The sequence below is a fragment of the Seonamhaeicola sediminis genome, from assembly GCF_004358095.2.
GTDB classification, from domain to species: domain Bacteria; phylum Bacteroidota; class Bacteroidia; order Flavobacteriales; family Flavobacteriaceae; genus Seonamhaeicola; species Seonamhaeicola sediminis.
The window spans coordinates 20,848-32,439 of the sequence record NZ_SMZJ02000015.1 but is presented as its reverse complement, the minus strand read 5'-3'; the positions used below and the strand labels follow the sequence as shown (position 1 = coordinate 32,439).

Annotated in this window: 12 protein-coding genes; 8 read left to right on the top strand and 4 right to left on the bottom strand. The window is 33.0% G+C overall.

The window, feature by feature from the left end; all coding sequences use genetic code 11:
- The first annotated feature begins 255 nt into the window (after positions 1-255).
- The 4 genes from E1J38_RS14455 (at position 256) to E1J38_RS14440 (ending at position 4,160) form a co-directional block, all read left to right on the top strand.
- Positions 256-729 (top strand): heme-binding domain-containing protein, encoded by a 474-nt coding sequence (locus E1J38_RS14455; RefSeq protein ID WP_133357520.1) that lies wholly within the window; start codon positions 256-258, stop codon positions 727-729.
- A gap of 78 nt (positions 730-807) precedes the next feature.
- A complete protein-coding gene (locus E1J38_RS14450; RefSeq protein ID WP_133357521.1) occupies positions 808-2,043 on the top strand; it encodes a glycosyltransferase in 1,236 nt (411 codons plus the stop codon).
- Positions 2,044-2,052: 9 nt separating this feature from the next.
- Positions 2,053-2,676 (top strand): alpha-ketoglutarate-dependent dioxygenase AlkB family protein, encoded by a 624-nt coding sequence (locus E1J38_RS14445; RefSeq protein WP_133357522.1) that lies wholly within the window; start codon positions 2,053-2,055, stop codon positions 2,674-2,676.
- A gap of 119 nt (positions 2,677-2,795) precedes the next feature.
- On the top strand, positions 2,796-4,160 hold the full coding sequence (locus tag E1J38_RS14440) for a sulfatase family protein (RefSeq protein WP_222428245.1): 1,365 nt from the start codon (positions 2,796-2,798) through the stop codon (positions 4,158-4,160).
- On the opposite strand, the gene E1J38_RS14435 is transcribed toward E1J38_RS14440, so the two are convergent.
- The 4 genes from E1J38_RS14435 to E1J38_RS14420 form a co-directional block, all read right to left on the bottom strand.
- On the bottom strand, positions 4,157-4,840 hold the full coding sequence (locus E1J38_RS14435) for an SIR2 family NAD-dependent protein deacylase (RefSeq protein ID WP_133357524.1): 684 nt from the start codon (positions 4,838-4,840) through the stop codon (positions 4,157-4,159). The two genes, E1J38_RS14440 and E1J38_RS14435, sit on opposite strands and share 4 nt — an antisense overlap.
- A complete protein-coding gene (gene trmD / locus E1J38_RS14430) occupies positions 4,833-5,513 on the bottom strand; it encodes a tRNA (guanosine(37)-N1)-methyltransferase TrmD (RefSeq protein WP_133357525.1) in 681 nt (226 codons plus the stop codon). The genes E1J38_RS14435 and trmD overlap by 8 nt, the downstream gene beginning before the upstream one ends.
- A 119-nt stretch (positions 5,514-5,632) precedes the next feature.
- Positions 5,633-6,253 carry a tRNA (guanine-N1)-methyltransferase gene (locus E1J38_RS14425; RefSeq protein ID WP_133357526.1) on the bottom strand — a complete coding sequence of 207 codons (621 nt, stop codon included), beginning with the start codon at positions 6,251-6,253 and terminating at the stop codon, positions 5,633-5,635.
- Positions 6,254-6,662: 409 nt separating this feature from the next.
- Positions 6,663-8,081 carry a trypsin-like peptidase domain-containing protein gene (locus tag E1J38_RS14420; RefSeq protein ID WP_133357527.1) on the bottom strand — a complete coding sequence of 473 codons (1,419 nt, stop codon included), beginning with the start codon at positions 8,079-8,081 and terminating at the stop codon, positions 6,663-6,665.
- Positions 8,082-8,232: 151 nt separating this feature from the next.
- On the opposite strand from E1J38_RS14420, the gene dapF reads away from it, so the two are divergent.
- The 4 genes from dapF to E1J38_RS14400 are packed head-to-tail and all read left to right on the top strand — an operon-like array spanning position 8,233 to position 11,480.
- The gene (dapF, locus tag E1J38_RS14415) at positions 8,233-9,006 is read left to right on the top strand and encodes a diaminopimelate epimerase (RefSeq protein ID WP_133357528.1); all 774 of its coding nucleotides are present in this window, start codon (positions 8,233-8,235) and stop codon (positions 9,004-9,006) included.
- Positions 9,003-9,527 carry a GNAT family N-acetyltransferase gene (locus tag E1J38_RS14410; protein ID WP_133357529.1) on the top strand — a complete coding sequence of 175 codons (525 nt, stop codon included), beginning with the start codon at positions 9,003-9,005 and terminating at the stop codon, positions 9,525-9,527. Before dapF ends, E1J38_RS14410 begins: the two co-directional genes overlap by 4 nt.
- A gap of 1 nt (position 9,528) precedes the next feature.
- A complete protein-coding gene (mltG, locus tag E1J38_RS14405) occupies positions 9,529-10,572 on the top strand; it encodes an endolytic transglycosylase MltG (protein WP_133357530.1) in 1,044 nt (347 codons plus the stop codon).
- A complete protein-coding gene (locus E1J38_RS14400) occupies positions 10,572-11,480 on the top strand; it encodes a DUF2279 domain-containing protein (RefSeq protein WP_255449911.1) in 909 nt (302 codons plus the stop codon). Before mltG ends, E1J38_RS14400 begins: the two co-directional genes overlap by 1 nt.
- The last annotated feature ends 112 nt before the right edge of the window (positions 11,481-11,592 follow it).

Sequence of the window (11,592 nt, the reverse complement as noted above, 5' to 3'; positions counted from 1 at the left end):
GTAGGGCTCTATGCAAGCAAAGATGTGATTCAGAGATATGTTGAAAATCAAGGAAAAGAGAAGGAATATAAAGAAGTTCATTCAGGACAACTCAAATTATTTTAATACCTCGTGGGCTTGCCCCGAGGTAGTTTATTTAACAAATTAGCATAGTGGGTACGTTTTTCACGAGAGTGATTTACGTAGTTTAATTCTTTATAAAGATCGTTTCTAGTCAAATCGTTTTCTTATTTTTATAATCTAAAATTATTAAAAATGAAGATTATAAAAAAGCTGCTATTACTACTTGTAATAGCTTTTATTATTGCGCAATTTTTTAGACCTGAGAAGAATAGTGGAGATATGGCTTCTATAGAACCGTTTTTAACAGAAACCAAGCCGCCTGAAGATGTAAAATTAATTTTGAAAGAAGCTTGCTTTGATTGTCATAGTGATGTTAGTAGATACCCATGGTATAATAATATAACACCCGTAAATTATTGGTTAAAAAATCATATAGATCATGGCAAAAAACATTTTAATGTGTCGAAATGGGAAGGTAATTCAGTTAAAAGAAAAGACCACAAGTTTGAAGAACTAATAGAAATGGTTGAAGATAAAAGTATGCCATTGAATTCATATACATGGACACATTCTGACGCAAAATTAACCGATGCCCAGATAAATTCTGTAGTAGATTGGGCAAAAAAAGTGCGGTTGATGTACGATTTTAAACCTAAACCAGAATAATAATCAAATTTCGGAAGCAAACTGTAAATACCGTAAGAATTTGAATAAGGCACTTTCAATTTATAAGTTTCATTTTTTATGAACAAGAAACTTTTAATTATCGGTTTTGTGTGGCCCGAACCAAAAAGCTCTGCTGCAGGTAGTAGGATGATGCAGTTAATAGAGACGTTTCAATTGGCCGATTATGAAATAACTTTTGCCAGCGCCTCCTCAAGTTCTAATAATGCATTTAATTTAAAAGATATAGGTGTTACTCAGGTCTCCATTGAACTTAATAGCTCTAGTTTTGACGACTTTATAAAAGTACTGAATCCAAATGTGGTGATGTTCGATAGGTTTATGACCGAGGAACAGTTTGGTTGGCGTATAGCAGAACATTGTCCGGATGCACTCAGGATTCTGGATACCGAAGACCTACATTGTTTACGAAAAGGGAGGCACAAGGCTCTAAAGGATAATGCCAATTTTAATAAATCATACTTGTTCAACGATACAGCTAAAAGAGAAATAGCCAGTATATATAGATGTGATTTAACCTTAATAATCTCTGAAGCTGAGATGGATATTTTAAGTAAGGATTTTAAGTTTGATGAGTCTTTACTGTTCTATTTACCCTTTATGTTTGAGGATATACCCTCTGACACATATTTAGAACTCCCCGCTTTCGAGGAACGTAATAATTTTACAACAATTGGTAACTTTTTGCATGAACCTAATTTTAATGCTGTTTTACATTTAAAAAAACATATATGGCCAGTGATAAGACAACGCCTACCAAACTCACAAATGCATATATATGGCGCTTATGCTTCGCTTAAGGTAAATCAGTTACACAATTCTAAAGAAGGCTTTATAGTTAATGGGTTTGCAGAAAGTGCCAGTGGCGTTCTAAAAAAATCAAGAGTATGTCTAGCACCCCTGCAATTTGGTGCTGGTTTAAAAGGAAAGTTATTTGATGCTATGAAAAATGGAACGCCTAGTGTTACAACAAGTATTGGAGCCGAGGGTATATTTGGTGTATTGTCTCCAAATGGTTTTATAGAGAATAATCCAGAAACGTTTGCCTCTAGAGCAGTGGAATTATATAGCAATAAAAATCTATGGAAAGAAAAGCAAAGAAATGGTTTTCGGGTTGTTAACACTAGGTTCAACAAAACACATTTTCAGAAAGTTTTTATGGAGCAATTAGAGATGCTTCAACAACAACTTTATGACCGAAGACTTAATAATTTCATAGGGCAAATGCTTCAACATCACACACTGCAAAGTACCAAGTTTATGAGTAAATGGATTGAGGCAAAGAATAAGATTTAAAACTTTTGAATGGATATTCAGCAACGTTTATTTGATGATAATTTTCAAAAAGTAGTATTTGATTTGCCCGATGCTGATATCGTACTTTACAATAGTTTTTTTTCTGAAGAAGAAGCCAACAAACTTTTCAAAAGTTTGCAAGATTCTATTCAATGGCAACAGGATCAAATTACATTTTACGGAAAAACGTATAATGTACCTAGGCTTTCGGCTTTGTATGGTTATGAAGGTAAATCATATTCTTATTCTGGAATAGCGATGAATCCGCATGCGTGGACATCCAATTTATTGTTTATAAAAAAGCGAATAGAAATGATTGCTGAAGTTGATTTTACAAGCTGCTTATTAAACTATTATCGTGATGGAAATGATAGCAATAATTGGCATCAGGATAACGAAAAAGAGTTAGGGAAAAACCCGATAATTGGTTCGGTCTCTTTCGGTCAAACAAGACCATTTCAATTAAAACATATATTTAAGAAAGGGTTAAAGAAAGTTGACATACCATTAACTCATGGAAGTTTTTTACTTATGAAAGGGATAACACAACATTTCTGGAAACACAACATACCAAAAACTACTAAAACTATAAATCCAAGAATAAACCTTACTTTTAGGATTATTAAAAACTAATTAGCTATAATATGTTATTTAAGAGAATATTTGCCTTATTAATTATTACAAATCTCTTATTTAGTTGTAATTCCAAAAAAAGTAACAAAGATTCGCAGACTAGCAAAAAACCCAATTTTGTGCTCGTATTTATTGATGACATGGGTTTTGGAGATATAGGTTGTTACGGCGCAACGGGTTTTGAAACTCCCAATCTTGATGCAATGGCAAACAAAGGAATGCGCTTTACTAATTTTTACGCAGCCCAACCAGTTTGTAGTGCTTCTAGAGCAGGATTACTCACGGGGTGTTATCCAAATAGAATCGGTTTTTCAGGAGCGCTTTTTCCACATCATGAAATAGGTCTAAATCCTGAAGAATTTACAATGGCCGAAATGTTTAAAGAGCAAGGTTATGCTACAGCTTGTTTTGGTAAGTGGCATTTAGGATGGCAAAAAGAGTTTTTACCATTACAACATGGTTTTGATGAATATTTTGGTTTGCCTTATTCTAATGACATGTGGCCCCATAGTAATGTTACTGGCCATGAGCTTCCTAAAGATCAAGGAAGAGGAAATATGCCTTCACTGCCACTGATAGATGGAAATGAAGTAATAGATACAATTTCTAGTTTAAAGGATCAAGATAAACTCACCACACATTATACCGAAAAGGCAGTTAATTTTATTAATAGAAATGCAAACAAGCCTTTCTTTTTATATGTGCCACATACTATGGGACACATTCCTTTAGGTGTATCGCATAAATTTAGAGGAAAAAGTGAACAAGGACTTTATGGTGATGTGATGATGGAAATAGATTGGTCTGTTGGTGAAATAAACAAAGCCTTAGAAAAAAATGATATTGCAGATAATACCATAGTAATTTTTACTTCAGATAATGGGCCGTGGCTAAATTTCGGTAATCATGCGGGTTCTTCAGGCGGACTGAGAGAAGGAAAAACTACCAGTTGGGAAGGAGGTCAAAGGGTTCCTTTCATTATCAATTGGCCTAATAACATACCAGAGGGAACAGTTTGTAGTAAACTAGCGTCAACCATTGATTTATTGCCAGCATTTGTATCAATAACTGACGGAAAACTTTCTAATAATAAGATTGATGGTATTGATATTAGTTCACTCTTTAAGGGTGATTTCGGATCAAATCCTAGAGAAACCATGTTGTATTATTTTGGTAAGAATCATCTTAATGGTGTGCGTAAAGGTAATTGGAAGTTGGTATTGCCACATACTTGGGCCTCTTATGATACAAAACCAGGAAATGATGGTCACGGAGGAAAGCGTGTTAAAACGACTATTGAAGAACCAGAACTTTATAATATGATGCGTGATCCAGGAGAGCAGTATAATGTTTATGAATATTACCCTGAAAAAGTACATGAATTAATGGAGGTTGTAGAACAGGCTAGAAAAGAATTGGGTGACTTAAACGTAGGTATTAAAAAAGGCACAGGCAATAGGGAGATTGGAAGATTAAAGAGCTAAAAAAAAGTTTCTATCATTTCACTAACACCAATGGTAGCTTGTTTAGCTATAACTGTTAAATTTTCTTTACTCAATAATGCAGGATTTGGATCTATAAAATATATCGGTATACCCTCAGGTACATAATGCATTAATCCTGCAGCCGGATATACCTGCATAGAAGTGCCAATAATTACCAAAATGTCAGCTTTTTGACAAATGTTAATTGCTTTAGTCATCATAGGAACATCTTCGCCAAACCAAACAATGTGTGGGCGTAACTGATACCCTTTGCTACATAAATCACCTAAAACTAAATCAGTTTTCCATTCTAGAGTATCATTTTCATCATAGGTGCTGCGTACTTTTAAAAGTTCTCCATGTAAATGCAATACATTGGTACTACCTGCGCGCTCATGTAAATCATCGATGTTTTGTGTAATGATACTCACTCTATAGTTTTTCTCAAGTTTAGCTAAATCAAAATGTGCACTGTTTGGTTCAACCTCATGTAATTGACGTCTTCTTTGGTTGTAAAATTCCAAGACTAATTCAGGGTTATCCTGAAAACCTTGAGGTGTAGCCACTTTAGTAACATCATATCCTTCCCATAAACCATTTGCATCCCTAAAAGTTTTTAAACCACTTTCAGCACTCATACCCGCGCCTGTAAGTACTACAATATGTTGTTTTTTACTCATCGGTTAGTAAATCTGGGCGTTTTTCTTTAGTGTGTTTATAAGCCTGTTCCTCACGCCATTTTTCTATTTTAGGTAAGTTGCCACTAAATAATAATTCTGGAACTTTCCAGCCTTTGTATTCCCGGGGTTTGGTATAGATAGGTGGTGCTAATAAATTATCCTGAAAAGAATCTGTCAAGGCAGAGGTTTCATTACCTAAAACTCCTGGAATTAACCTAATAACTGCATCACACAGAACAGCGGCTCCCAATTCTCCACCAGAAAGCACATAATCACCTATGGAAATTTCTTTAGTTATAAGATGATCCCTGACTCTTTGGTCAACCCCCTTATAATGTCCACAAAGAATAATGATGTTTTCTTTAAGTGAGATTTGATTGGCTATACTTTGATTGAGTGTTTCTCCATCAGGTGTCATATAAATAATCTCATCATACTGGCGTTCATTTTTTAGCTTCGAAATACACTTGTCAATAGGCTCAATCATCATTACCATACCAGCACCTCCACCAAATTGATAATCATCAACAGATTTGTAATTATCTGATGTGTAATCTCTTAAATTATGTGTATATACTTCAACCAAACTGGCTTCAATAGCACGTTTTAAAATAGAAGCTTCAAAAGGGCTCCTGAGTAATTCTGGAAGAACGGTAATTATATCTATACGCATAATATGACTTTAGGCACAAAGATAATTTAATTGATTGGTATTTTTCATGCAGCCGCATTGAATGCATAAAAAAAGCTGCAAAGTATTTGCAGCTTTTAATAAAGAAAGCGTCTTTTATACTAAACCCCTTTCTGTTTATTAATTTCGTCTTGTAATTGACGTCTTACTTTTTGCTCCCGTTCTAAAGCAACTCTTCTATGTTCATCAAACTCTTCTTCAATTTCGGCAAGGTTTTGTTTAGCTTGTTTTGTAATGGCATTACTATTTTTAAACTTATAAATAAACAAAATCAATAATGCTAACAAAGCTGCAATTATGGTCCACATTAACATATTGTAATTGGTTTTGCTCATTTGTAAACCAAATAATGCCATACTATCTTTTTCTGTATTGGTTTTGTCTAAATCGTTTTGTGTATTTGTGAGTTTTGACTTTAAATTTGAAATCTCTTTAGCTTGTTTGTCAACAACAGCCTTAGTATCATTTAAATCTTTTCTGATGGTTTTTAAAGAATCTAATGTGTGAGATTTTAAGGCATATAACCATGATTGCTTAACAGCTTCATAAGCTTGCCCATTGGTGCCTTTAAAGTTGCCTGATTTTCTAAGAAGAAATTCAAATTGATCATTTATAGAGCCCTCATTAATAGATTCAGTATCAGTATACGTTTCTTGTGAAAAAATGATTTTAGGTGAAAAAAATAACAGAAAAATTAAAAGCGATATTTTTAATGATTTCATACTGGGGTTGTTTATGGAGGTTGTTTCGTTTTATACGAAGTTATAAAATTTATATTATAAAAAGCCTTGCTTAATTCGGCTTTAATATATACGATTAGAAATAGTTTTTGGATGCAGTTCTATAAAACATAGATTATTGTTTTATTTTGACAATATATATAGCTAATCTCATTGCTTGTTAAAAAGTGTTATTATTAGTGTATTAAATTGACTTTCAATGTTTTATATTATATTATTGACACTGTATCAGGGGCATTTTATAACTAGGAAGCTCTTTTTCAAGAATTTCTTTTTTAAAAGTTTTCTTGTAACGATGTTATTAAAAAGAATAATTAGATTATATCTTAATAAAATAACCTCTTTAAGGAAACTTAAAGAGGTTATGAGATTTAATATTTGTTTTTTGATTCTATCTAAAAATCACTTCTTTTCTTTCAAGTCTTCTGTTAATGTATTCCAGTTTTTTGATATTGTCTAGTATGTCATCACCATACTCTTCCTTTAACTTAGTTATATCTTCAATACTTTCAATTTTAGTATCATTAATTCCTGTAATAATATAGCCTTCAGTAATGCCTAAATTAGAATAAAGCCATTTATTATTAGTTTCTTTTACCATTACACCATACTCAATATCGTACTCTTCTTTAAAGCTATCAGTTAGGTCTTGTAATTCCATTTTAATGAAGTTTACAGTAAAAGCATCTGTGCTGGAAAGCTTAACCTTTATTGTTTTTAGGGTCCCGTTTCTTTCAACTTCAACATTAACAACGTCATTAGGTCTTTTGGTTTTTATGTAACCACTAAGATCTTCAAACTTTGAAACCTCAATATTGTCAAGTTTTTTAATAATATCTTTAGGTTTAATTCCTGCTTTTTCAGCGCCAGAATTTTTGATTACTTCGTCAACAAATACTCCTTCTGAATAATCAATATTTTCTTTTTCAGCAAATTCACTTGTAAATGTTCCACCTCTAATACCAAGTACACCATTTTGTACATTACCGTACTCCATAATATCTTCAACTACTTTTCTAGCAATGTTACTTGGTACAGCAAAAGAATATCCAATATAAGAGCCTGTTTGTGAGGTAATAGCAGTATTAATACCAATGAGTTCACCATTAGTATTTACAAGAGCACCACCAGAATTACCTGGGTTTACAGCAGCATCAGTCTGGATAAAAGATTGTGTTTGCCCTGGTTTTCCTGAAATATCTCTTGATTTGGCACTAATGATACCAGCAGTAACCGTTGATGTTAAGTTGAAAGGGTTGCCAACAGCCAATACCCATTCACCAATTTTAGCATTATCAGAATCTCCAAATGTTACGAATGGGAGGTCATCATCAGCTTCAATTTTTAAAAGAGCTATGTCTGTTTTAGCATCGGCTCCTACTAACTCAGCTTCATAAGTTTTATTATTGTTAAGAGTTACCGATAGTTTTTGAGCATTTTTTATCACATGGTTATTAGTAATAATATAACCATCTGCGTTAATAATTACACCAGAACCGGTTCCCAATCTATATTGTGGGCTTGGAGTTGTGCCAAAAAAGTAATCCTGAAGACTCATTTGCCCACTGCTAACAGCAACATTTTTAACATGTACAACAGCATTTACTGTATTTTCAGCAGCTTTAACAAAATCTGGTGCTTTTGTGGTATTAAATAACGCATTTACATTGCTAGTTGGGAAAAAAGAGGGAGTGGTTTGAGTGCTTTCAACCACTACGGTATTTTCCTTTTCAAGAAATAATTTGTAGGCTCCAAGTGTTAAAACACCACCTAAGGCCGAAATCAGTACTAACGATATTATCTTCTTCATAATTTTCAGTATTAAGTTTGATTTATTTAACGAATAAAATTAATTATTTATTGGACTCATATTTTTCATTTAACTGTTTTTTAACGCCAACTTTAACGACTATTTAACAGTCAATAAAACGGTTTTATATTCATATATTTGTTCAACTTTTATGAGACAAGAATTTTACAAATATCAAGGAACGGGTAACGATTTTGTGATGATTGATAATCGTCAGCAAACATTCGACAAAAATAATACCAAACATGTTGCTTTTTTATGTGACAGACGTTTTGGCATAGGAGCTGACGGACTTATTTTATTGGAGAACCATAGCGAATATGATTTTAAGATGGTTTATTATAATTCTGATGGTAATGAAAGCACCATGTGTGGTAATGGAGGGCGGTGCCTTGTGGCTTTTGCAAGAGATTTGGGTGTGATTACTGATAAAACTGTTTTTGAAGCTATTGATGGGGTTCATCATGCTTCTATAAATGGTGATGTTGTGAAGCTTCAAATGGTAGATGTAAACAACATCGAAAAGCATGATAATCATACGTTTTTAGATACTGGATCTCCTCACCATGTTCAATTTGAAGAGCATATTGAAGATTTTGATATTAAAACCAAAGGAGCTGAAATACGTTATGGAGCCCCTTACAATGCAGCAGGTAGTAATGTTAATTTCGTAAAAAAAATCTCAGATGATACTTTTACGGTAAGAACCTACGAGCGCGGTGTTGAGGATGAAACATTATCGTGTGGAACTGGGGTCACAGCAGTTGCCATAGCAATGCATGCCACAAAAGAAACAAATAAAAACTTGATAAACTTGAATGTTCAAGGAGGTGATTTAAAAGTCTCTTTTGATGTTGAAAAGGGTATTTATAAAAACGTTTGGCTTATTGGTCCTGCAAAATTAGTGTATCAAGGAACTATATGACAACACTAAAAGGAGAACATATTTATTTACGACCCTTAGAACCTGAAGATTTAGAGTTTGTACATGCGGTTGAAAATGACGAACATATCTGGGAAATAAGCAATACACAAACACCCTTTTCTAGGTTTTTAATCAAACAGTACATTGAAAATGCTCATAAAGATATTTATGAGGTAAAACAATTAAGACTGGTTATTTCAAATTATAAAGACCAAGCTTTAGGAATGATTGATATTTATGATTTCGATTTTAAAAATAGTAGAGCAGGTATTGGTATTTTAATTAAAGATATAGGCAACAGAGGGAAAGGTTATGGCACTGAGGCTCTAAAATTATTGGTGTCTTATTGTTTTACACATTTAGGCTTACATCAATTATACTGTAGTATTTCAGAAGAAAACGAAAAAAGCATTAAACTATTTGAAAAACAGGGGTTTAATAAAGTTGGACTTAAAAAAGACTGGAATTACGTTCATGGTACTTACAAAAACGAATATTTATTTCAGCTTATAAATAAATAACATGTATTTAAAAAAGATTCTTTGGGCTATTGCCTTAATTGGGTTGGCAATTGTTGGATATTTTGCTTATTATATCTATTCTGCAATGATGGTTCCTAACACAATATTTAACAATGAGGAGGCCTATATTTATATTAAATCAACAGATACTTATACCGAGGTAAGAGAGCAGCTAGAACCATTACTAAGGAATATTAATAAGTTTGATGCATTAGCTAAACAAAAAAAATACGTTAGTAATATTAAGGCAGGAAAATTTGTCATTAAAAAAGGTATGAGTAACAATGATATTATTAACTCTATTAGAAGTAAAAACATACCTGTAAGAGTATCTTTTAACAATCAAAATTCCATAGAAAAATTAGCGGGTAGGATTGCGCTTCAAATAGAAGCTGATAGTCTATCTCTGCTAAATGCCATGACAGATGAAGATTTTTATACTGATAACAATTTTAAAAAAGAAACGGCTTTAGGAATGTATCTACCCAATAGTTATGAGTTTTTTTGGAATACATCTGCAGAAGTATTCAGAGATCGGATGTTAAAGGAATACAATAGGTTTTGGAATGCAACCCGTTTAAATAAAGCCCAAGCAATTGGTTTATCTAAAGATGAAGTAATGGCTTTAGCTTCCATAGTATATGAAGAGTCCAAGGAACCAACAGAGCAGCCCAGAATTGCAGGGGTATACATTAATAGGTTGAAAATAGGTATGCCTTTACAGGCAGACCCTACTCTTAAATTTGCAGCTTATAAATTACCAAAGTATAAAAATACTGTTATTAAGCGGGTTTTGAATATCCATAAGGAAATAGATTCACCATATAATACATATAAATATGCAGGTTTGCCGCCTGGGCTTGTTGCAATGCCCGATTTATCTGCCATTGATGCGGTTTTACATTATGAAAAGCACAAATACTTCTATTTTGCTGCAGATACTAAACGTATAGGCTTTCATAAGTTTGCCAAAACACTTTCACAGCATAATATTAATGCTAGGGAATATCAAAAGTATTTGTCTTCACAAGGAATATATAAATAGTGAGCTGGTTTAGGGTTAAATATGTATTGATTGTTTTAATTTCAGTTCAGTCGTATTCACAATCTAAACTCAATACTTTTTTTACACCAAGTGATACACTAAATACACCTAGGCGCAATTTGGTGTTGATTTCAGAAACTTCAATAGCTACGGTATCATTAGTTGGGTTAAACCAATTGTGGTATTCAGATTATGACCAATCTAAATTTCATACTGTAAACGATAACAACCAATGGCTTCAAATGGACAAAATGGGACATGTTTTTACATCCTATCAAATGGGTAGGGTAGGAGCCGATTTGTTGCGCTGGAGTGGAGGAAGTAAAAAAGATCAGTTATTGTACGGAGCAACCTTAGGTTTTGGTTTTTTAGCAGCAGTTGAGGTAATGGATGGTTATTCAAAAGAATGGGGGTTTTCATGGGGCGATATTGCTGCAAATGGTGTTGGGACGGGACTCTATATTGGTCAAGAATTACTTTGGAATGAACAGCGAATTGACGTTAAGTACTCATTTAGGCAAACAAAATATGCTCCAGTAAACCCTGAAAAGCTTGGAAATAACCTTTTAGAACAGGTTTTAAAAGATTATAACGGACAAACCTATTGGTTAAGCGCAAATCTTCATTCATTTTTTAAAGAAAGTAAAATACCAAAATGGCTAAATATAGCACTAGGCTACGGAGCAGAAGGAATGTTAGGAGAATCTGAAGATGTTGACAATCAGTTGTTAACAAATAATTCAAGAAGACGTCAGTTCTATTTAAGTTTTGATGTAAATTTGAGAAAGATTAGAACGCAGTCTCCCCTGTTAAGATCTATTTTTAGCATTATTAATATGATAAAAATGCCTTTTCCTACAATAGAAATTAGTAAAAAAAGGTGTGTTTTTCATCTATTCTACTATTAAAAGAAGTATTTAATCGAGTAGTTTTGATGATATTGTTTTTTTTTATAATTTTGCACGCTCAAATTTCAAGGCATAATTTTTATCTAAAAGTGTGCTGAAAAAATTTAAAATT

Bases quoted from the DNA above. Each gene is read 5' to 3' on its own strand.
- E1J38_RS14455 (WP_133357520.1), top strand. From the start codon at position 256: ATGAAGATTATAAAAAAGCTGCTATTACTACTTGTAATAGCTTTTATT.
- E1J38_RS14450 (WP_133357521.1), top strand. From the start codon at position 808: ATGAACAAGAAACTTTTAATTATCGGTTTTGTGTGGCCCGAACCAAAA.
- E1J38_RS14445 (WP_133357522.1), top strand. From the start codon at position 2,053: ATGGATATTCAGCAACGTTTATTTGATGATAATTTTCAAAAAGTAGTA.
- E1J38_RS14435 (WP_133357524.1), bottom strand. From the start codon at position 4,840: ATGAGTAAAAAACAACATATTGTAGTACTTACAGGCGCGGGTATGAGT.
- trmD (WP_133357525.1), bottom strand. From the start codon at position 5,513: ATGCGTATAGATATAATTACCGTTCTTCCAGAATTACTCAGGAGCCCT.
- E1J38_RS14425 (WP_133357526.1), bottom strand. From the start codon at position 6,253: ATGAAATCATTAAAAATATCGCTTTTAATTTTTCTGTTATTTTTTTCA.
- E1J38_RS14420 (WP_133357527.1), bottom strand. From the start codon at position 8,081: ATGAAGAAGATAATATCGTTAGTACTGATTTCGGCCTTAGGTGGTGTT.
- dapF (WP_133357528.1), top strand. From the start codon at position 8,233: ATGAGACAAGAATTTTACAAATATCAAGGAACGGGTAACGATTTTGTG.
- E1J38_RS14410 (WP_133357529.1), top strand. From the start codon at position 9,003: ATGACAACACTAAAAGGAGAACATATTTATTTACGACCCTTAGAACCT.
- mltG (WP_133357530.1), top strand. From the start codon at position 9,529: ATGTATTTAAAAAAGATTCTTTGGGCTATTGCCTTAATTGGGTTGGCA.